Genomic DNA, 21626 nt, shown 5'->3' on the forward strand with positions numbered 1-21626 from the left:
CTGAGAAGCTTCAGTGAAACTTTTCACTCGTAAAACCTCTTGATAAGTATGGAGATTGGATTTTCAAAAAATATAGGTATGCGACAGAGAAAAGGAGCAACTTCCAGTTCATTTATTTAATCGTTGCGTTTGCTTTCTCGGTGAATTCTTTCAAAGCTGGCTCTGCTTCTTTTTCGCCATTTGAAACCGCTTGAAGCATTGGGAACCAAAGAGTTCTCATTTCAGCAAATCCGTCAATTGTATTGTAATAAGGTGAATAATAATTAGTCCACTTATCAATCATAGCCATGCGTTCATCACTATACAATGAACCAAATGAAGTACGAACTGGAAATGCACCTGTACGCACAACGTTTTTAGGTCCCCACTCTTTATCATCTGCGATAAATTGAACGAATTTTTTAGCTGCTGCAACTTTTGCCTCATCACCATTATTAAAGACTGCAAAACCATTTACTAGGTATTCAAGGGCTGCTTTACCATCCTCTGAAGGAAACGGTACTTCCAAAACTTCAACTTTTGATGCTTTTAATAATTGAGCTTGAAGACCATTCTGTGCAGGAGCCCAAAGAATCGTATAGGATGTCTGTCCATTTGCAAAGTTTTGAATATCATCGCCACCTGCATATTGAGAACCGTTCATCATATAACCGTCTTTAATCCAACTAGCAGTCTTAGAGAGAGCTTTAATCATTTGTTCAGAATCAGTTGTGTACTTAGTCACAGCTTTATCCGTAATACTTCCACTGTAGAGATTTGCCAAAAAAGCACGAGTCCCTTGGTCTCCTCCTTGTCCATTAGAGAAGAGCGAACCTGGATTGTAACCTTTATCTTTAAGAGCCTTGATAACTTTTTCAAAGTCATCTGTAGTCCAACCATCTTTCACAAGGTCAAGGACCCCTGCTTCTTTTAGCATTGCTTTATTAAATGCCATGTAAAATGGAGCAGAACTAATTGGGTACATATAGGCTGTATCTCCAGCTTTAGAGGCTTGGATGATATTGTCGTTATTCACATCTTTAATAAAATCATCCGTAAAGAGGTTATTCAAGTCTGCCAATTTCCCATTTTTTCCGTAGGTAATAATGCGCCCTGGTGCATCGAAAAGAACATCTGGAGCTGTACCTGCCTCAATAGCTGTTGTAATCTTTTCTGGACCAGAAGTAAAGTCAATGGTTTCTAGTTTGACAGTAATATCTGGATTTGCTTCTTGGAATGCATTGATAACCTTCTGCTCATAAGTTCCTACACCATCCTCAGCCTTTTCCTGAGTAAAAACAGGAAAAGCCCACCAAGTAATGGCCGTCTTACCTGAATCTCCAGATTTTGAAGAGTTCACAGTTGAGTTACTGGTATTTGAACTACAAGCAGCTAGCAACAAGATAGCTGCACCTGCTAGCAATGAATGCATCAATTTTTTCATCATTCTTCTCCTTTAATTTGTTTTCTACTCCCAAGGGGAGTTAGTTTGATGGACAATGTAATTAGTTTTTCTGCAGAGCTTGAATAAAACGCTCTGCTATTTCTTTCGGACGGGTAATGGCTCCTCCGACGACAATACCTGCCACTCCCAAATCATGAATCATTTTAACTTGGTCAGGATAGTGAATTTTTCCTTCTGCAATCACATCCATACCTGCCTGACATAAACGATCAACCAAGTCAATATCAGGCCCATCCTCTTGTCGACTATATGAAGTATATCCAGAAAGAGTTGTACCAATAAAATCAATTCCTGCTTGATGAGCGGTCACCCCCTCATCAAAGGTGGAGATATCTGCCATGAATAGTTGCTTCGGATATTTTTCCTTAATCCGCTGAATGAACTCTACGATAGTCAGACCATCATGCCTTTCTCGTTTTGTACAATCCAGAGCAATGACTTCAATATCAAGGGCTACCAATTCATCAATTTCCCTCATAGTAGCTGTGATAAAAGGCTCTTGAGGGGGATAGTCTCTTTTGATAATTCCGATAATTGGTAAATCTGTTACTTCTTTGATCTCCCTAATATCTCGCACGCTATTAGCTCGAATTCCCACCGCTCCTGCTTCTTGAGCCGCTTTGACTAATAAGGGCACAACACCACCTTCTTCTCTATATAGAGGCTCACCTGGCAAAGCCTGACAGGAAACAATGATGCCATCTTTTATCCGCTCTTTGAAGGACTCTTTGCTGATGTTGACCATTCTTTCTCCTTTCTATCTCTATGCTTTAGATAGCGCTTACAATATCATTATATAGCATATAAACTTTTTTTCAATCCCATTGCTTCATTTAAAATCTAATTTCTGTTTTACGAAAAAATGGTCTACTTTTAAAACTAGTTTTAAAAAGGTTTGATTTTTATAGAACTAGTTTCAATTTCTCCTCTAAGATTAAGAAACAACACATCAAATTCAATGAGAACTAAATGGATACTGTAGCAGCACACAAAAAACTAGCTAAAATAAGGACCTTAGCTAGTTCTTTCCTTTTTATAAATAGACAGGAAGCAAAATCTCAGTTTTAACCGGATAAAGGATGACACTTACTGACATCCTAGCTAGTTTTTTTAATTCTCACAAATACCTACATCATTATCACCGCATTACAAATGTATGGATTTTTCTCCATCTCCTGATTCATCACACCAGAAGGCCACTATAACGACCGTATTACTCCCTCTAATTCATCCCACTCATCAACAAGGCTGTCTGCCTTAAAGGAGTTTACCGGAACTTCTCTCTTTCTATGGTTAAACCAAATCGCTTTCCAGCCCACAGATTTTGCTCCTACCACATCATTTTCAAAAGAATCCCCCAAGTAGCAAATCTCCTCGCTAGATAGCCCCAATTTCTCCTCCATCAAGTGAAAAATAGCAGGATGAGGTTTAGCTACGCCGACCTGTCCTGAAATCATCATCAAATCCGAATCAAACCATTCAAAAAGCCCCAGACTTCGTATCTTTTTCAACTGGTGGTGGTAAGGACCGTTTGTAATGATTCCTATCGTAATGTCCCGTTCCTTACAATACCTGAAAACATCTGGAAAAACAGCGTTCAATTCTAGGTGTCCTTGAAAATAATCATAATCCATCTGAATAGCCAGAGCTAAATCATCCGATACCCTATAGCCAATATCAACCAGAGCCCGTTTCATCCTATAGACATGACTATCTTTCAAGCTCATTTTTCCTGTTGCAGCAGCCTCAAAAACCTCGTCAGCATAATGACGGAAAGCCAGATAAAGCGCTGCTATATCTTCCTCTGCTATTTGCAAATGCTTCTCCAAAGCCTGCTGAAAAGGATGTAGTTGATTATACAGAGTGTCATCTAAATCAAAAATCAATGCTTTCATGAAATGATTATAACAAAAACCTAGACTTCTGCCTAGGTTTAAAATTTGCTTTCCATTACAGACATGGGAAAAATACTCCCATACCTGTTGGACATAGCTATAATATCAAGAATTTGGAGGCAACTCATCAGCGATAATATATTATCTCTAGAAAAAATAAGAAATGATTCCCGCCCCCAAAACATCCGTTATTGCATGTGCTAAGAAAAATGGAAACAGATTTTTCTCCTTCATTCTCCTATAGAGAAGATAGTAGATTCCTCCCACCAACAAGCTAATTGCCATCGCCGAAACATTCCCTTGATAAGTATGGAAAGAATAACGCACCAGAAGCGAATAAACAAAATAATACATCTTTTTAGCCGGCGCAACATTCAAACAGATTCCCAAGAAAAATATTTCCTCATAAAATCCATTGAGGATCGAATATAGCAGAAGTGACAGATTTACCGTAGACAATTTATGTAAAAATGCATTTGTCGCCTGCTGTTCATAGAATATCGAGTCATCCGTACGTGGATAAGGGATGATATTATATACAATCATAAAATACAGATCAAACAATAAGGCTATTCCAATAAATAAGGCAATGCCGATGAAGACTGATTTGATAGTGATCCTTATCTTCCACAGTGCAAAATCAAAATTTCTAACATACAAATACGCCAAAGCTACAAAAAGCAATACAAGCTGAAATCCTAGCGCATACCAATTACTGCTATCCGAAAATTCGGATAGCGGTGCTGTATTAACATCTTCCAAAGATAAAAATGCCGACATCGAACTCCAGATGAAATAGCCAAACATGATTGCAGTAATGATCAATACATCCCACCATTTTAAATAGTGCAGCTTATCTTTTTTTCTCCAATCCAACACAGTCATAATCATCATCCTTTCTTCCTGTACTCTTACTTACACCCTACTAATCTCATCACCCACAGGCAATGAACCAAGGTATTCTAGCATCTCTGCTAACCACTCCATGATTATGCCCCCATCAGACACGCGCCTGAATCTCATACATCTGAGCATAGATGCCTCCTAGACCAATCAATTCTTCATGTCTACCACGTTCAACAATACGCCCTTGATCCAAAACCAAAATCTGATCTGCATTCTGAATAGTTGATAAACGATGAGCAATGATAAAGGTCGTCCGTCCTTCCTTGACGACTTCCATAGCATGCTGGATAATCTCCTCAGTTTCTGTGTCAATATGAGAAGTCGCCTCATCCAGTATCAAAATTTTCGGATCAGAATAAAGAGTACGAGCAAAAGCAATCAATTGACGCTCACCACTGGAGAAGGCTGAGCCCTTCTCAACAACAGGCTCATCAATCCCTCTATCAAGGCGAGCTAGCATAGGACCTGCCCCAACTTTCTCAAGAGCTTGTAGAATTTTCTCCCGATCCGCCTCATCATCATTCATGGAAACATTGCTAGCTATCGTACCAGTAAACAGGTAGGGATCCTGCAAGACAATGCCCATATAGCTACGCAAACTTTCACGTGAGTAATCACGGATATTTTTCCCATCAATCAAAACCTTCCCTTCTTGCGGATCATAAAAACGGTAAAGTAAGTTCATAATAGAAGACTTCCCTGAACCAGTATGCCCGATCAGCGCAATTGTTTCTCCTTTATCTGCCTGAATAAAAATATCCCTCAAAACAGGCTGCTTCGCCTCGTAACCAAAATAAACATGGTCAAAAATAACTTGTCCTTGATCAACCATCAAGGTGCGATCACTGTCTGACTCCACTTTTTCTTCCAAAAGCGCCATCAACCGCTTGCCCGTTTCAAAAGAACGCAACAAATTTGGAAATTGCTGAACCAAGGCACCTAGAGCAATGAAAACACCCTCGATATAGTTGATATAGACAAAGAGTCGTCCAGCCGTCACTCCAGCTTGCCCCTTGAGGAATTGATAACCTACTACAGTCAAAATACCAGTGACGACTAAATTTTGCAGGAAGCCACTCAAATTCCAAGTCGCAAGTGACTGAGCCCAAATGATCTTATTATCTGCCTGACGCATTTTATCTGCGGTAGCTTCAAACTCCTCCATCACACTCTCTTCTTGGCCGAACAGCTGAATCAGACTAGCCCCATTCATAGTCTCATTTACCTGCGTATTGACATCACTCCTAGCATCGTAAAAGTCTTTCATCGGCTTGTCTGTCATTTTCTTATAGAATGCTTGGATACCAACATAAAGTGGAATCAAAACCAACATGAGCCAACCTAGAATAGCATTCATGTAAAAAAGCACACCATAAGTAAAGCCCAGTCGGACAATATTATTAAACACATAAACAAGAGTTCCATAAAATTGGGTACGCAACGTCTCTGTATCATTAACAATTCTAGTCGCAATCTTTCCTGCGGGCTTATCATCGAAATAAGCAATCGGCAAACGTTGCATAATATCGTAAGCTTGGTTCCTGAGAGCTGCTGCAATACGGTTGGCACAGTGCATGAGCAAACGCATAGACAGATAAAAACCCAAGGCGCCTATCAAAATCATCCCCACATACTGAGTGGAACGACTCAAGAAACCCACTTCATCAAATGGCAGTCCCTTGCTCAAGTCTGTTATAGGCCCATCAATGGCCTGCTGAATGAGCAAAGGAGCCAAACGTACCATCGTCGAAGCTAGAAGATAGAAACCAATTCCAACTGCAAATAGCCACTTGACTCGACTAATTTGTTTTAATAAAAATCCTAAGACTCTCACTCTTCTCCCCCTTCCTGACTTTGTTGACGCTGATACTGTTCAAAATACCAACCTCCTGAGGCCAGCAAATCCATTGGGTGTCCTTCTTCCACAATTCGTCCCTCATCCAAGACCAAGACCCAGTCCGCATGGTGAACAGCTGACAGACGGTGGGTTACAATGATATTGGTTTTTCCAGAACGTTCCTTTTGGATATTTTGGATAATCTGGCGTTCTGTCCGAGCATCTACTGCCGATAAAGAATCATCTAAAATCAGTAAATCAGGATCGCGCAAGAAAGCTCTGGCAATGGAAATCCGTTGTTTCTGACCACCTGAGATAGACACCCCACGCTCCCCAATCATAGTAGCTAACCCATCGCTCATCCGTTCTAGGTCCTGACAGAAGGCTGCTGTAGCAATGGCTTGCTCAATCTCTTCAGGACTACTAGCCAGCTTCCCAAAGGCAATATTATCACCAACAGACTTTGAAAAAAGGATATGCTCTTGTGGAACGTAACCAATTTTTCGCTCCATACTAGAACGCTTAAAATCCAACACAGACCGATTGTTAACAGTGAATTGCCCCTGACCAATTGGATACTGCCGGAGGAATTGCCGGACCAATGTTGTCTTACCAGAACCTGTTTTCCCAACAATACCAACTGTCTGACCGGCCTTCAAAGTCCAAGTTATATTCCTCAAACTTTCCCTCTCTGCCTGTGGATAGCGAAAGCTGTAATCCTTGAAGGAAATACTAGCTAGCTCTGCTATTTCCCCAGAACCATCAGCTTCTAAATCGTCTCCAGTCTCAATCAGTTCTTGCAACTTCTCAAAGGAAGTCTTACCCGTCTGATAAACCAAAATGAAGTCTGCAAGCATCCAGAAAGGTTCAAGGAGTGATCCAATATAGAGCTGAAGAGCAATCACCTGCCCCAATGTAAGCTGCCCCACCTTGACCGCTTGTGTCCCCATCACAAGGACAAGAACGGTAGACAAGCCTAGACAGATCGTAGCAAGAGGGTTGTAAAGGGATTGAAGGGAAGTAATCCGATCTCCTCCCTGTGCCAACTGCTTGGTTCGAGCTTGAAATTTAGCCTTTTGAGTAGCCTTCTTACTGTAGGCTCGTGTCACTCGAATCCCCTCAACGACCTCTAACACCTCATTATTAAGCTGGGCAACTGCCTCTCGGTTAACCTCAATAGCCTTGTCCTGCTTACGACCGATGAGAAAGAAACAACTGGTCATCACCAACATAGGTAATAAGGCTATGAGCGAAATCTTCCAATCAATGAAAAACATGGTTGGAATAACGAAAGCTAGCATACCTCCAGCATAGACAACGATCATCAGACCGTAGCCTGCCATCTCCATTAAGCCATCAACATCTGTTGAAAAGCGAGTCATAACATCACCAGAGCGAAACTTCTCATAGAACGGCGTTCGCATCGTCACTAGCTTTTTGAAAGCCCGCTGCTGCATATTAAACTTGAAATTCACCGAAGCTTGAAACAGTTTCAAGTGCCAAATAAACGCCGTAGCATAGTTCAGCAAGGTCACCAAGACAAGCACAGCTATATTCTGGATCAAGATTTGATCTGTCAGACTATTTTTTGTCAGTATGTCTACCATCTGCTGAATGATTTTCGTCGGAATCAAAAGCGTAGCATCATAAACAATCAATGTTATAGCAACTAACAAGTACAGCCGCTTGTGTCGCTTAACATAATCAAAAATCAATCGAAACATATATCTCCTTTATAAAAATACCATCGAATCTATTGAACAAGAGCAAGGCTAACAATAATCACATGAATCTTCCTTGAAAACAATCACTTTTCCTCCCTTCACGATGAGAAAACGACAGTTTTCAAAAGAGTTTCTCAAACGACTGGACACAAAAAAGCCTAGGTAAACTACACTCCACCTAGGCTTATCTTAAGTCCACAAAAATAGACCAAACTCAATAGAAAGCTAAAAACAGTCTATTACTGAGTATCTTATCCCTGCTTAGAAAGGAGTATACCATAAAAAACAGCTTGTTTAACGACAAGTTTTGTATTCATCTGTCTTACTCCTTTCCTTTTTCTATGTTCTATTCTAACACAATCAACATATAAGTCAAGAGGAAAAATAAAAACAACCACAAAGGCTGTTTCTCCTATATGCTAGTTGCCGGGATTGAACCGGCGACCTCATCCTTACCATGGATGCGCTCTACCGACTGAGCTAAACCAGCGTACTCAATTACTATACCATGTCTCTATAAAAATGTCAATGGATTTTTAAAATTTTATAAAGAAAAAGATATATCAGCTTTTCATTCACCGCAATAAAAAACAAAAGGCCCAATACCTATGAAACCGTACGGACCTTCTATATTTTAAATCTTTAAATAACGATTCATAGAAATGACAGACCCAAGTGCACCGATGATGACACCGATAACAAAAAGGGCACCTACCATTCCTGGAACGAAGACATTCATGCTAATTAAGGATAAATCTTGACTAGCAAGGCTAGCATTAACCGAGTTATAAATCACTCGATAGAGAGAATAGACTAGGATAGAAGGTAAAATTGCCCCCAACAGACCGACCCATGCTCCTTCCCAGAGGAAAGGACCACGGATATAACTGTTTTTTGCACCAACTAAACGCATAATTTGGATTTCACGACTACGAGAAATGATTGTAATACGAATCGTATTAGAAATCAGGAAGACTGCTGTAAACAGTAGCAAGCCTGTTGCTGCAAGTCCCCAAGTACGCACCAAATCAGCCAATTTGAAGATACGTTCTGTTTCGACTTCACCATCACGTACTTCCGTTACACCATCAATCTTAGCAATATCAGCTGCTACAGATTTTACATACTGAGGCTCTGTGGTATTGATAATATAGGCATCATAAAGCGGATTAGCATCCCCTTGGAAAAGATTCCATGTTTCGCCGAGTGTTTCAGTCAATTTTTTCAACTGCTCATCCTTACTTGAGTAAGTCACACTTTTAACATTTGGTAAGGCTGTAATTTGATTGTAAACCTTTTTAAAATCGGGGTTTGCGACAGTTTCCCCTGCTTCATTGACAATGGTTTCGACCTGATCTGTCGAATTAGCTCTGAGGTAAACATTGATGCGCACATTTTGTTCCAAATCTGTAGCCAATTTTGCTGTATTCAAGATGACAGAAGCAAAGAGACCAACCAGAGTAAGGGTGATGGTTACAGATGAAATAGCTGCAACCGTCATCCAGCCATTTCGCTTTAGGCTTTTCAATGATTCTATAAAATGTCTAAAAAATCGCTTACTCATCGTATCCATACTCTCCTTCTGCTTCGTCACGCACCACACGACCATCTTCGATTGCAATAACTCGGTGACGAAGTGTATTTACGATTTGGCTATTATGCGTTGCCATTAAAATTGTTGTTCCCTGCAGATTGATTCTCTCTAGAAGATTCATGATTTCCCATGAATTTTCAGGGTCCAAGTTACCGGTCGGCTCATCCGCAATCAATACCTTAGGGTTATTAACAATGGCACGAGCAATCGCAATACGTTGCTGCTCACCACCAGAAAGCTCATTCGGGAAAGAACGAATCTTATGTTTTAATCCGACCAAATCCAAAACTTCCATTACTCGCTTCTTGATATTGCGTGGTTTCTCACCAATAACTTCCATAGCATAAGCAATGTTTTCAAAAACCGTCTTTTTCGGCAAGAGTTTGTAGTCCTGGAAAACGACTCCTACACTACGGCGCAGAAGAGGCACATCCCTCTTTTTAATTTTGGCTAAATCGAAGTTTCCGACCTTTAGTCTTCCCTTATCAAGCTTTTCCTCCCGATATAAGAGTTTGATAAAAGTTGACTTACCTGCACCGGATGGACCCACAATATAGGCAAATTCTCCCGCCTCAACATTTACCGACACACCGCGAAGGGCAGTCGTTCCGTTTCCATATTTCTTGGAAACATCTTTCATTTCTATTATTCCCATAGGATTTTCTGTCTCAGACAGTCCTTTCTTTAGATTTTAGCTAATTCGCCATTTTAAATAAGCGTCTATAAAACCGTCTAAATCACCATCCATGACCTTATCTACCTGACTGACCTCATGGCCAGTTCGATGGTCTTTAACCATGGTATAAGGAGTAAAGACATAGGAACGAATCTGACTTCCCCAAGTAATTTCCTTCTTATCTCCCTTGAGCGAGTCCACCTCTGCCGCTTTCTTCTCTTGCTCCAACTGATACAATTTAGCCTGCAAGAGCTTCATGGCGCGATCACGGTTGCCATATTGCGTCCGATCTACCGTTGACTGGGTTACTATACCGGTTGGAATATGGGTCAAGCGCACCCCTGTCGATACTTTATTGACATTCTGACCACCGGCACCACCCGAACGAAAGGTATCCATTTTCACCTCATCATCTCTGATCTCGACTTCAATCGTATCATCCAATTCAGGCATAACTTCCACAGATGTAAATGAGGTATGGCGTCGTTTTGCCGAATCAAACGGCGAGATACGCACCAGACGATGAACCCCCATTTCCGATTTTAACAAACCATAAGCATTTGGTCCAGTAAAGCTGAGAGTCACTGACTTGATTCCTGCCTCATCTCCTGCTTGATAATCCAAGGTTTCAACCGTAAATCCTTTAGCATTTCCATAACGGGTATACATCCGTAGAAGCATTTCTCCCCAGTCTTGTGCCTCTGTACCACCTGATCCCGGATGAATCTCCAAGATAGCATTATTGTGGTCATAAGGCTCAGATAAGAGTAGGGTCATCTCGTAAGCTGTCATCAACTTATCCAAATTGATCAATTTTTCTACCAACTCTTCACGAACCGACTCGTCCTCTGCTAGAAAATCTAGAAGAATCTCTGACTCCTCATAATCATCTAACATCTGCTGAAAATTTCCATACGTATTTTTCAGTTCGTTCAACTCCTGAGATATTTTCTGCGCAGCCAAATTATCATTCCAAAAATCTGGCTCTGTCATCTTGTTCTCGAGAATGGCAATCTCTTCCTCCAGACCTTCTAAGTCAAAGAGACCCCCTAAAAGAAGTTAGTTTTTTGCCAAGTTCTTCAATCTTTTGGCGAATTTCTGCTGTATCCATATACACCTCATTTTTATTTACTTATACTTGATAAAAATTAAAAGTCGAAGATAAGCCTCTACTACTTTTCTCTTCAAAGTAACAGGCTATCCTTACCAGAGCTAATACCTACTAAAGTAAGTTGACGATTTTCTCAAAGTATTATCTCTTTATTATACCACAATTGCTAGTCTATGACTATGTTTAGAAAAGCTCTACAATTAAAGTATTGTCCTTTTCAGTTTACTCTTCACTATCCCGTTTGATAAAATCAACTTCCAAAAGAAACCCTATCTCTTCCACTCTGTATCCATTTTAGCAAAATGCAGAGGTTTTTTGCAAGACTTACACAATCAAATAGGTTACCGCTATGACGAGAAACGTCAGAAAAAGGCAAAATACATTCATACGCGTGTAGGCTTTTTCTCGCCAAATACTCGTTAGAACATACATAATATTGATACCAATAGCGCCACCAAGCACATTAGCCAGTATATCCGTAATATCTGCAATGCCGAGCAAAAGGACATATTGAGCCACTTCAAAGGACAGACTAACCAACATGATTACAAATAAATTTGTTCCCCATGATGCCTTGCGAAAGAGCATCTCCATATAGATTCCAAAAGGGATAAAACTGATGATATTAAAGAGTATTTCTGGAAAATAGAGAACCCCATCATATACCGCAGTACCTGCAAAAGGAAGCAGATTGATACTGCCAATATCATAGCGACCATATAAAATATTCAGGTTCATCTTGTAAACAATCATCCAGACAAGCAAAAGGAGATAGGCAAAAAATAAAAATATGCTCAACTTCTTTGTCCGCATAGCATCTCCTCCCCTCAACATGCTCTATCATTATATCATAAAAGCTAGCTTAAAAAATGTCACTTCTGTGACAAAGAGCTTTTCGTATTACAGGTACTTTACAGATACAAAGGCCTTCTCTTGGCCCCTTTAATACAGACTTCATAAAAAGAGAGAATACATTCAATCTTACCCCTATATCTGTAGGCTGACTTATCGTTTCATCATTTTAAACCTCAAATATTCATGATTCATGAGCCAATATACCAGTCTAGGAATGGTTCAAATAATTCTCTATCTTAAATAAAAAGCGAACAAGATAGCATTCTAAATGATAGAAAACTATTTTGTTCGCTTTTGGATTATAGAGTTAAGACAGTTGCCTTAGTTTATTTTCCTCACAATCAAGCTCCGCTTTCGCTCACTCTGTGGGTTTGCTATGCCTTTTTCTTCTTTCGGTAAATCGCTTGAGCACTCATAGTCCCGGCAAGTGCTAGTCCGACAATCGTCAGTCCTAGCTCGCTATGACTTCCTGTTAATGATAGTGGAGTAGATTTTTATGCTTAGGAGGAGTGGTTGGCTTGTAGGTACTGGTAATGGTGACATTTCCAACATAAATTATAAGAAATGAAGAACAATCGGTTGACACAGTGTGGACTTATTTTTTAGGATTTTTCCCTTTTTTTAAGGGTTTAAAGCTAGACTTTAAGATATACTTGCAGATGTTGACTCTTATACCACGAAAGGATAAGTATGGCAAAGTATACGCGCGAAAGAATTATTGATGCTTTTTTTGAGTTAGCTATCAAAAATCCTGAAAAAACAGGCTTTACCATGTCAGAAATCGCTAAAGAGGCTGGACTCACTCGACAAGCTATTTATCGGAAACATTTTAGAAATTTTCAAGAAATTGTTGATTACGTGTACCAATTTCTTGATAAACAGGTGTATCAAATTTGTAGTGATTATGATATTGAGCAGGATGGCAATCCGTTTGACTATATAGCAGACAGGCTTCTTCCTGTTATTTATGAGAAGAGAAAATGGGTTAGTTGTCTATACATCTCTGCTATTGCCCCTTCATTTGAACAATTTGTCGTATCTACCTACACTGAATGGGGAATAAAAAATATGCATCCTTCTAGTGAAAAATTTCACCTATCAGATGATGTACTAATAAGACTCATTGTCGAACAAACTACGACCATTATAAAAAATTGGATTATTCAAGAAAATCCTTTGCCACCTGAGGACTTTAAGAAAGTTTTTTTAAAACTTGTTAAAGAGTCACTCTATGATTATCTCATTACAGAGCTACCTACGGAACAGCAATCTATTTCAGAAAATGAGTAGCTTTGGAATGATGTAAGCCAATCGAGTAGAAGCAAATTTTTAATTCTTCTCACACCACCATGCATGCCATTCGGCACACGGCGATTCAACTAACTTTTAACACACGTCTTTCAGGATAATCATTCAGGTAACTAACCAGTCCGCACTTAGTATGGACTGGTTTTGATATAGTCCGTTTTAAAGTTGATAGTAGTTGCTCCAACCAAGGTACCTTAATATCATGTTTCTGTTCGTAGAGCCACGATTTTGCTCTTCCTTCCTCTGATGGGCATGGTTTCTAACATCAGACTTAAAATGGCCTCTCTCCAAACTGTTTTAATCCGCTACCTCACAATAGTCTGGCTTGAAAGTTGCTTACCAGCTACCCGCAGAGGACTTATACCTCAGATGTGCAATATGCCGCCGCATCAGTAAAACGGCCTGGAAAGAGACCGTTTTAGCTTGTCTCCTAAAAATTCAAAAGAGCCAAAAAGAGGTTGGGACAATAGTCCAATCTCATATATAAAAAGCGAACAAACCAAGATTCTGATTGTCAGAAAACTGGTTTTGTTCGCTTTTTTTGTTCAATTATAAATCTAAAGGACTTGATAATTGAGATTTTCAAAATTGAAAATCTTTTTGTCCCAAGCTCTAGGTTATGACTTTTCATCAACCCACTACAGTTGACAAAGAGCCCTTATTTATTAGATTGCTTTTTCATCCAGTCCCATCTTGCGCTGCACAAATTTAACAATTTCAACAACCACAATCATGAGACCCGAACCGATAACAGCTACCAACCATTGAGTTGGTGACAAGAGTGAGACTTTGAAGAAAGTATTAAATCCTGGAATAACCAGAGTAATCATCAAGAGCAAGAAGGCTGCAACGATAGACCAGTTAAAGAGTTTATTCTTGAATGGACCAACTGTAAAGATAGATTGATAGACAGATTTCACGTTAAAGGCATGTACCAGCTGAATTAGACCTAGGGTCAGGTAAGCCATCGTCAAAGCATCAGCATGGATTTCGCCATAGGTGCTATGTTCTGGATAAAGTAGAGCAAAACCATAAACACCTAGTACAAGAATAGTCTGTAGAATACCTTGGTAAATGATGGAACTCAAGACGCCACCTGAGAAGAAACTTGAATTTCGACCGCGAGGTTTGTGTTGCATGACACCTGGCTCAGCCGGCTCAACACCTAGGGCAATAGCTGGTAAAGTATCTGTTACTAAGTTAATCCAGAGAAGATGAACAGGCTCCAGTACGTCCCAGCCAAAGAGGGTTGCAAGGAAGATGCAGAGCACCTCTGCTGTGTTAGCAGATAAGAGGTATTGGATAGTCTTTTGGATGTTTGAGAAGACCTTACGTCCTTCTTCAACTGCAACGATAATCGTTGCGAAGTTATCATCGGCAAGTACCATATCAGAAGCGCCCTTGGATACCTCTGTACCTGTGATCCCCATACCGATACCAATGTCGGCTGTTTTGAGAGAAGGAGCATCGTTTACCCCATCACCTGTCATGGCAACTACCTTGCCTTCATTCTGCCAAGCCTTCACGATACGCACCTTGTGCTCAGGAGATACACGAGCATAGACAGAATACTGTTTAAACACTTTTTGGAACTCTTCATCCGTCAGTTCATTCAACTCAGCTCCTGTGAAAACATGGTCTTCCATATCGTTTGGATCAATGATACCAAGACGCTTAGCAATCGCTTCTGCCGTATCTTGGTGGTCGCCTGTAATCATAATCGGACGAATTCCTGCTTCCTTGGCGACACGAACAGCCGCTGCTGCCTCTGGACGCTCAGGGTCAATCATCCCAACTAATCCTGAAAAGACTAGATCGTTCTCAACGATTTCTGTTTCCATTTCTGGTATAGCATCTACATACTTGTAGGCCATCATGAGCACACGAAGGGCTTGTTTAGCCAATTCCTTATTGGTTGCAAGGATAGTTTCTTTATCCGCAGCAGTAATCGGCCGGATGCTACCGTTTTCTTCAATTTGAGTTACACGTTTGAGTAACTGGTCTGGTGCACCCTTAACTGCTACAAAGAAGTTCCCCGCAGCCTGTTGATGAACAGTCGACATGAGTTTACGTGTCGAGTCAAATGGCAACTCAGCTACACGAGGCTCATTTACTAAAACTTGACGAACATCAAAATTTTGATCCAAACCAAATTGAACCAGAGCGGTCTCTGTTGGGTCTCCGATTAGTTTGCCAGTCGGGTCAACCTTTGTATCATTGGCAAAGTTCATGATACGAAGTGTTGTATTGCTAGCTTCCAGCACTTCTTTAGCATCAATTAACTGACCGTTAGTATAGACTTTCTCAACTGTCATTTGATTCATCGTCAAAGTACCGGTCTTATCTGAGGCAATAATTTCAGTCGATCCAAGTGTCTCAACTGCTGGTAATTTACGGATGATGGAGTTCCGTTTTGCTAGAACTTGGGTACCGAGCGAGAGAACAACAGTAACAATAGCTGGCAAACCTTCTGGAATTGCTGCAACTGCAAGGGCAACAGAAGTCATAAGGGCTGGCAAAATCCCCTCTCCACGGATAAAGACTGAAACAGCCATTGTCACCGCAGCAATCACAAGAATTGCATAGGTCAAGACCTGAGACAATTGGTGCAGATTTTGCTTGAGCGGGGTATCTGTTTCGTCTGCATTGGCAAGCATACCAGCAATATGACCAACCTCGGTATACATACCAGTATTGGTAACGACACCTAGACCACGACCATAGGTAACGTTAGAGTTTTGGTAAGCCATGTTGACACGATCACCGATTGGTACATCTCCTACTAAGACTGCTGTCAGGTCTTTTTCAACAGGAACAGACTCGCCGGTAAGGGCAGCTTCTTCGATTTTGAGGGAGTTGGCCTCTAAAAGGCGCATATCTGCCGGTACTACATCACCTGCTTCTAACAAAACAATATCGCCAGGAACGAGATCCTTGGAGTCTACTTCTACTACATGGTTATCACGAAGGGCACGCGCAATCGGGCTAGACATGTTTTTAAGTGCTTCAATGGCTGCCTCTGCTTGCCCCTCTTGATAGACACCAAAAGCGGCATTTAGGATGACAACAGCCAGAATAATGATAGCATCCGTCAAGCCATGAGAACCTTCTGTGATGACCGTCAAAATGGCAGCAGTAACCAAAATAACAATCATTAAGTCTTTAAACTGATCTACAAATTTTGCAAAGAGTGTACGCTTTTCACCCTCATCCAGTTCATTACGGCCATAATCAGCTAGACGTCTGTTTGCCTCATCAGTTGACAAACCGTCCAAAGATGAGTTCATGCTTGACAGTACTTGCTCTTCGCTTTGTGTATAAAACAAATCGCGTTTTTGTTCTTTTGACAATTTCCTTCTCCTTTTCGGCCTCTTTCTTGCATAACAACAAAAAGAGACCTGTTTTAATAAAACAAGTCTCGCTATTTAATACATTGCCGGAAACAAATTCGGATTGACGACAATATCGCGAATGGCAGTCTTTCAATTTACTTTTAGTACTCGCTTCAACAACCTAGGACACTGTTGAAGGCTGGAGATGAGACGGTACAACCCGTGCCAATAACCCATGCATAACTGAAACTAAGCAAGGCGAGTTCAAATAATCACAAATTATTTGAAGCTGGAAAATAAGGAAATCAAGTTTCCTCAATCGTCAGATATGATAAAAGATAAAATGAAAGGCTATGCTTCGCTAGCTACTCCCTCGATTTGTTCTCTATTATACCAAAATCTCAGAGAAATTCAAGAATATTTTTTGACAAGGAATTACTTCCAGGAGATTTCCATCCTGTAAGAAGCAAATCGCTGCTGATTTTCCAAGCCTTTTAGTTCATATCGCAGTCGAAGATATTGTTTTTCACGATGCAGTCGATACTGTTTCGTATCTGTCACAAAATGTTGAATTCCCATCGGAGTAGGGATCGTAACAATGGCTTCTCTGTCTAACATGAAGCGCATGATGGACTTAGGTTCAGAAAAACGTGTCATCACCAATTCTTCCTTGTCACATTTGATGACGACTTTTTCTGACTCATCATTGGTGTACATTAGATAAAGTTGCTCTCCTTTTTCCCTAACTTCCACCTGAAATTGCTGATCTACCACTTCGACCTGACCATCCAAATCAATTTCATTTCGCAACCGAATCTCCATGTCTTCCTCCTACTAACGTTTTATCCTAGTAACGAACGATGCCCGAAGCAAGGTAAAGCCTGTGTAAGCTGCAATGAAAACAACTAAAATTTTCAAATTATTGATATCTAAGTTGGATAAAAAGATAGCTGCCGTCAGAACACCCAAAACACCGCCGACAATTATCCCTGGAACTCCTGGCCAGTTTACTCGACCTGATTGGATAAACTGCTTGGCACCTGCTGAGAGCATCATAGCTGCATTGAGCATCATTACTGGTAACGCAACAGCTGGACTGATTCCCATCAAAGAAAAGAAAATCAACTCTGGAGCGTAGTTACCCAGTCCCATGCTCAAAAGCATACCAATAAAGAAGTCAAATACAATCCCCACTAGGAGCTTCCACCCCATCAGACCGCGAACATCATTCGCCAAATCTGCTCCCGGATTCGTTACCATCCGATAGACCATAATTCCGGCTGCAATAAGGAGCAGAACCCCCAAAACACGTTGCACTTTTTTGGTGTCCCAATTTTGAGTGACACGTGCCCCGACTGAAGCACCAGTAAAAGCAGCTATCGCCAAAGGAATCAGGGTCGTCATTTCAACCTCTACAATAGTAATGAAGAGTAGTGCTTCCAGTAAAATCGGGATGATATGGGCGGTTGTCATGGTCGCAGGAATGCTTCGATCATCCTTAATCAATTTGGTGGCTTTCAATAAACTCGTTGAGGTTGCAAAAGTACCAATCCCTAAAGTATCCAACAAGTCTGTCACATAACCGATGGCAAAACCTGTCCAGAATTTCTCAGTAAGAGAGATATGATTCTGTTTAGCATAGGATGTAATGAGATAAATCATCCAGACAATCATTCCTACAAGAATGAACTGGATAGCATGTAAAATAAGTTGATTTGTCATTTCTCCATTATACTAAAGAGAGAGCTTTTGGTACATATCAATATCCTTGTATTTTAGAAAAATCAGGAAATTATTACTCTTTTTTGTTATAATGGAAGCATGATAGAAAAAGTATTCCGTGACCCGGTTCATAATTACGTCCATGTAGACCATGAACTGATTTACAAACTCATCAATACAAAAGAATTTCAGCGACTACGCCGCATCAAACAACTGGGAACCACTTCCTATACTTTCCATGGTGGCGAGCATAGCCGCTTTTCGCATTGCCTTGGTGCCTATGAAATTGCTAGGCGGATTACACAAAAATTTGAAGATAAGTATCCTCATATCTGGGATTCAAACGAGTCCTTGTTGACCATGGTTGCAGCGCTCCTGCATGATGTGGGACATGGTGCCTATTCTCACACCTTCGAGCGTCTATTTGACACGGATCACGAGGAAATGACCTGTGCCATTATCACTAACCCAGAAACAGAGATCAATTCTCTCCTGAAACAGGTTTCTCCCCATTTTCCAGATAAGGTTGCCAGCGTCATCCGTCACACCTATCCGAATAAACAGGTCGTACAACTGATTTCCAGCCAAATTGATGTCGATCGTATGGATTACCTGCTGCGTGATTCCTATTTTACTGGTGCTAATTATGGCGAATTTGACCTAACAAGAATTTTACGGGTCATCCGTCCTATCGAGAACGGAATCGCCTTCAAAGAATCTGGGATGCATGCTGTTGAGGATTATGTCCTCAGTCGCTACCAGATGTATATGCAGGTCTATTTTCATCCTGCCAGCCGATCGATGGAAGTTCTATTACAAAATTTGCTCAATCGTGCCAAGTTACTTTATGCAAGCGAACAAGATTTTTTCGCTCGCACTTCACCACGCCTACTACCATTCTTTGAACGCCGTGTTCAACTAGCTGATTACCTCGCTCTTGATGATGGTGTGATGAATACCTACTTCCAGTCATGGATTGATGGACCAGATCGTATTTTATCTGACTTAGCACAGCGCTACATAAACAGAAAGGTCTTCAAATCTATCACCTTCAAGACAGAAGAAGAGGAAGGATTGGATTTGCTACGCAGTCTGGTAGCAGATGTTGGCTTTGACCCAGAATATTATACAGCTATCCATCATAATTTCGACCTGCCTTATGATATTTATCGCCCAAATGCCAAAAAGAAACGAACACAGATTGAGATTTATCGAAAGGATAATACCTTAGTTGAATTATCTTCCCTATCACCGATTGTCCATTCACTATCTGGAACAATACATGGGGATAGCCGCTTCTATTTCCCTAAGGAAATGTTGGGAGAGACAGGTATTTTTGCACTACAGACTGCTGATTTTATCAGCCATGTGCATAACGATCATTTTATAATTGGAGAACAACATGAGCATTAAACTCGTTGCCATTGATATCGATGGTACCCTACTAAATAGTCAGCAGGAAATTACCTCTGAAGTCTTCTCAGCCATCCAAGATGCTAAGAAAGCTGGTGTCAAAATCGTCATTGCGACTGGCCGACCTATATCGGGGGTTCGCGCTATTTTAGACCAACTAAATCTGACCGAACCTGGAGATTATGTAATTACCTTCAATGGTGGGCTGGTCCAAGATGCAGCGACTGGCGAAGATATTGTAAAAGATACACTAACTTATGACGACTATCTCGATATTGAACTGGCTGCTCGCAGACTTCATCTCCCTATGCACGCGAGTACAAAAAAAGGCATCTATACTGCTAACCGTAATATTGGTAAATACACTGTCTACGAATCAATGCTGGTTAGTGCCCCCATTTTTTGCCGTACGCCGGAAGAAATGGAGCAAGAGGAAATCATCAAGGCAATGATGGTTGATGAGCCAGAGATTCTTGATGCTGCTATCCCCCTTCTGCCGACCAGTCTAACAGAGAAATATACGGTTGCCAAATCAGCACCATTTTACCTCGAAATTACTCCTAAAACAGTCAATAAAGGGCAGGCCATCATTCACCTAGCAGAAAAGCTAGGGTTGACAATGGATCAGACTATGGCCATAGGTGATCAGGAAAACGATCGGTCCATGTTGGAAGTTGTCGGCGCTCCCGTTGTCATGGAAAATGGCAATTCTGAACTAAAGAAAATTGCCAAGTATATCACCAAATCCAATGATGAGAGCGGCGTGGCCCATGCACTTAGAGAATGGGTCTTAAAATAGCCACCCATTCTCAATATCAAGCAGGTATAGGAAGTACAGGGCAAAACTAGCCGATAAGATACAAAAAGCTATTGGTTTAATCTGTTACAGAATTCCAATATTTTCTGTATTTTTTCGCTTTTCTTCTTTTTCCCAATCAGGTATCCATCATCTTGATGAACTTTCTCCCCAATGAGAACAGAAAATGAGCAACTTCCTTTGAAGCTGCTCATTTTTATATCTTAAAGACTCATCTTACTCAGACTATCTTAGAAATCCAACAAAGCCAAGAAGCTCTCTGCCTCCAGTGATGCGCCACCCACAAGGGCACCGTCAACATCTGGACAAGCCATATACTCAGCAATGTTTTCAGGTTTTACAGAACCACCGTATTGAACACGAACTTTGTCAGCAACTTCTTGACCGAAGTCAGCCGCAACGACATCACGAACTGCTTTACACATGTTTTGTGCATCGTCTTTAGTAGCCGACTTACCAGTACCAATCGCCCAGATCGGCTCATAAGCAATCACCAAAGAAGTCACTTGTTCAGCAGTCAAGTCCTTCAAAGCAGCAGAAACTTGAGCACCTACAAACTCAACTGCTTTACCGGCTTCGTAAGTTTCAAGAGACTCACCACAACAGATGATTGGAGTCATACCATTTTTGAAGATTGCGTGAGCTTTTTTGTTAATATCTTCATCCGTTTCGTGGAAGTAGTCACGACGCTCTGAGTGGCCAATAATCACGTAGTCCACTTCAAGTGCAGCAAGAGTTGCAGGACTATTTTCACCAGTGTAGGCACCGAAATCTTCAAAGTAGCAGTTTTGCGCAGCGACTTTCAAGTCTGTTCCTTTCACACCTTTCTTCATGCCTTCAATGAAAAGAGCTGGAGAACCAATAACAGTCTCAACGACATCAGACGATGGGATGTGTGCTTTTACAGCCTCAACAAATTCGCGTGCTTCTGCAGCCGTTTTGTTCATTTTCCAGTTACCAGCAATGATTGGTTTACGTGACATTTCACTTAC

Annotated in this window: 18 protein-coding genes and 1 tRNA gene; 3 read left to right on the forward strand and 16 right to left on the reverse strand. The window is 40.9% G+C overall.

From position 1 onward, the window contains the following. Nucleotides 1-112: 112 nt before the first annotated feature. From BZG42_RS06965 to BZG42_RS10285, 12 genes are all read right to left on the reverse strand, one after another. Complete coding sequence (locus tag BZG42_RS06965) at nt 113-1423, reverse strand: extracellular solute-binding protein (RefSeq protein ID WP_155996332.1); 1311 nt, start codon at nt 1421-1423, stop codon at nt 113-115. A gap of 61 nt (nt 1424-1484) precedes the next feature. Then, entirely contained in the window at nt 1485-2189 is a 705-nt protein-coding gene (locus tag BZG42_RS06970; RefSeq protein WP_155996331.1) for an N-acetylmannosamine-6-phosphate 2-epimerase, read from the reverse strand. A gap of 454 nt (nt 2190-2643) precedes the next feature. Continuing rightward, entirely contained in the window at nt 2644-3339 is a 696-nt protein-coding gene (locus BZG42_RS06975; RefSeq protein ID WP_155996330.1) for an HAD family hydrolase, read from the reverse strand. A 147-nt stretch (nt 3340-3486) separates the two neighbouring features. After that, nucleotides 3487-4233, reverse strand: coding sequence for a CPBP family glutamic-type intramembrane protease (locus BZG42_RS06980; RefSeq protein WP_155996329.1), 747 nt, complete (start codon nt 4231-4233; stop codon nt 3487-3489). Between the two features lie 106 nt (nt 4234-4339). Continuing rightward, complete coding sequence (locus BZG42_RS06985) at nt 4340-6079, reverse strand: ABC transporter ATP-binding protein (RefSeq protein ID WP_155996328.1); 1740 nt, start codon at nt 6077-6079, stop codon at nt 4340-4342. Continuing rightward, the gene (locus BZG42_RS06990; protein ID WP_155996327.1) at nt 6076-7806 is read right to left on the reverse strand and encodes an ABC transporter ATP-binding protein; all 1731 of its coding nucleotides are present in this window, start codon (nt 7804-7806) and stop codon (nt 6076-6078) included. The genes BZG42_RS06985 and BZG42_RS06990 overlap by 4 nt, the downstream gene beginning before the upstream one ends. A gap of 417 nt (nt 7807-8223) precedes the next feature. Further along, a tRNA-Thr gene (locus BZG42_RS06995) sits at nt 8224-8296 on the reverse strand. A 144-nt stretch (nt 8297-8440) separates the two neighbouring features. Continuing rightward, entirely contained in the window at nt 8441-9370 is a 930-nt protein-coding gene (gene ftsX, locus BZG42_RS07000) for a permease-like cell division protein FtsX (protein ID WP_024531530.1), read from the reverse strand. Further along, on the reverse strand, nt 9363-10055 hold the full coding sequence (gene ftsE, locus BZG42_RS07005) for a cell division ATP-binding protein FtsE (protein WP_024531531.1): 693 nt from the start codon (nt 10053-10055) through the stop codon (nt 9363-9365). The genes ftsX and ftsE overlap by 8 nt, the downstream gene beginning before the upstream one ends. Before the next feature lie 36 nt (nt 10056-10091). Then, nucleotides 10092-11187, reverse strand: a protein-coding gene (prfB, locus tag BZG42_RS07010) for a peptide chain release factor 2 (protein WP_155996326.1) whose coding sequence is annotated in 2 segments (ribosomal slippage) — nt 10092-11114 and nt 11116-11187 — 1095 coding nt in all. Because the reading frame shifts where the segments join, the coding sequence is not laid out codon by codon here. Nucleotides 11188-11511: 324 nt separating this feature from the next. Next, entirely contained in the window at nt 11512-12000 is a 489-nt protein-coding gene (locus BZG42_RS07015) for a VanZ family protein (protein ID WP_155996325.1), read from the reverse strand. A 416-nt stretch (nt 12001-12416) separates the two neighbouring features. Further along, nucleotides 12417-12491: a hypothetical protein gene (locus BZG42_RS10285; RefSeq protein WP_159780148.1), complete on the reverse strand. Its 75-nt coding sequence runs from the start codon at nt 12489-12491 to the stop codon at nt 12417-12419. Between the two features lie 241 nt (nt 12492-12732). Between BZG42_RS10285 and BZG42_RS07025 the strand changes: the two genes are divergently transcribed. After that, the gene (locus tag BZG42_RS07025) at nt 12733-13332 is read left to right on the forward strand and encodes a TetR/AcrR family transcriptional regulator (protein WP_024531534.1); all 600 of its coding nucleotides are present in this window, start codon (nt 12733-12735) and stop codon (nt 13330-13332) included. Between the two features lie 683 nt (nt 13333-14015). Here BZG42_RS07025 and BZG42_RS07030 read toward each other — a convergent pair. The 3 genes from BZG42_RS07030 to BZG42_RS07040 form a co-directional block, all read right to left on the reverse strand. Then, nucleotides 14016-16700, reverse strand: a complete 2685-nt coding sequence (locus BZG42_RS07030; RefSeq protein ID WP_155996324.1) for a cation-translocating P-type ATPase — start codon at nt 16698-16700, stop codon at nt 14016-14018. 417 nt (nt 16701-17117) lie between these two features. Continuing rightward, entirely contained in the window at nt 17118-17504 is a 387-nt protein-coding gene (locus BZG42_RS07035; RefSeq protein WP_024531536.1) for a DUF1934 domain-containing protein, read from the reverse strand. A gap of 12 nt (nt 17505-17516) precedes the next feature. Beyond that, nucleotides 17517-18404 (reverse strand): sulfite exporter TauE/SafE family protein, encoded by an 888-nt coding sequence (locus tag BZG42_RS07040; RefSeq protein ID WP_155971372.1) that lies wholly within the window; start codon nt 18402-18404, stop codon nt 17517-17519. A gap of 99 nt (nt 18405-18503) precedes the next feature. On the opposite strand from BZG42_RS07040, the gene BZG42_RS07045 reads away from it, so the two are divergent. After that, entirely contained in the window at nt 18504-19817 is a 1314-nt protein-coding gene (locus BZG42_RS07045) for an HD domain-containing protein (RefSeq protein WP_155973915.1), read from the forward strand. Continuing rightward, nucleotides 19807-20616 carry a sugar-phosphatase gene (yidA, locus tag BZG42_RS07050; RefSeq protein WP_155996323.1) on the forward strand — a complete coding sequence of 270 codons (810 nt, stop codon included), beginning with the start codon at nt 19807-19809 and terminating at the stop codon, nt 20614-20616. Before BZG42_RS07045 ends, yidA begins: the two co-directional genes overlap by 11 nt. A gap of 248 nt (nt 20617-20864) precedes the next feature. Here yidA and tpiA read toward each other — a convergent pair whose 3' ends face one another. Beyond that, a complete protein-coding gene (gene tpiA, locus BZG42_RS07055; protein WP_024531540.1) occupies nt 20865-21617 on the reverse strand; it encodes a triose-phosphate isomerase in 753 nt (250 codons plus the stop codon). Nucleotides 21618-21626: the final 9 nt, after the last annotated feature.

Source organism: Streptococcus sp. DAT741 (assembly GCF_009866825.1).
GTDB lineage: Bacteria > Bacillota > Bacilli > Lactobacillales > Streptococcaceae > Streptococcus > Streptococcus ruminantium.

Bases quoted from the DNA above. Each gene is read 5' to 3' on its own strand.
- BZG42_RS06970 (WP_155996331.1), bottom strand. From the start codon at position 2,189: ATGGTCAACATCAGCAAAGAGTCCTTCAAAGAGCGGATAAAAGATGGC.
- ftsE (WP_024531531.1), bottom strand. From the start codon at position 10,055: ATGGGAATAATAGAAATGAAAGATGTTTCCAAGAAATATGGAAACGGA.
- BZG42_RS07040 (WP_155971372.1), bottom strand. From the start codon at position 18,404: ATGACAAATCAACTTATTTTACATGCTATCCAGTTCATTCTTGTAGGA.
- yidA (WP_155996323.1), top strand. From the start codon at position 19,807: ATGAGCATTAAACTCGTTGCCATTGATATCGATGGTACCCTACTAAAT.
- BZG42_RS07045 (WP_155973915.1), top strand. From the start codon at position 18,504: ATGATAGAAAAAGTATTCCGTGACCCGGTTCATAATTACGTCCATGTA.
- ftsX (WP_024531530.1), bottom strand. From the start codon at position 9,370: ATGAGTAAGCGATTTTTTAGACATTTTATAGAATCATTGAAAAGCCTA.
- BZG42_RS07015 (WP_155996325.1), bottom strand. From the start codon at position 12,000: ATGCGGACAAAGAAGTTGAGCATATTTTTATTTTTTGCCTATCTCCTT.
- BZG42_RS06965 (WP_155996332.1), bottom strand. From the start codon at position 1,423: ATGAAAAAATTGATGCATTCATTGCTAGCAGGTGCAGCTATCTTGTTG.
- tpiA (WP_024531540.1), bottom strand. From the start codon at position 21,617: ATGTCACGTAAACCAATCATTGCTGGTAACTGGAAAATGAACAAAACG.
- BZG42_RS07035 (WP_024531536.1), bottom strand. From the start codon at position 17,504: ATGGAGATTCGGTTGCGAAATGAAATTGATTTGGATGGTCAGGTCGAA.
- BZG42_RS07025 (WP_024531534.1), top strand. From the start codon at position 12,733: ATGGCAAAGTATACGCGCGAAAGAATTATTGATGCTTTTTTTGAGTTA.
- BZG42_RS06975 (WP_155996330.1), bottom strand. From the start codon at position 3,339: ATGAAAGCATTGATTTTTGATTTAGATGACACTCTGTATAATCAACTA.
- BZG42_RS06980 (WP_155996329.1), bottom strand. From the start codon at position 4,233: ATGATGATTATGACTGTGTTGGATTGGAGAAAAAAAGATAAGCTGCAC.
- BZG42_RS06990 (WP_155996327.1), bottom strand. From the start codon at position 7,806: ATGTTTCGATTGATTTTTGATTATGTTAAGCGACACAAGCGGCTGTAC.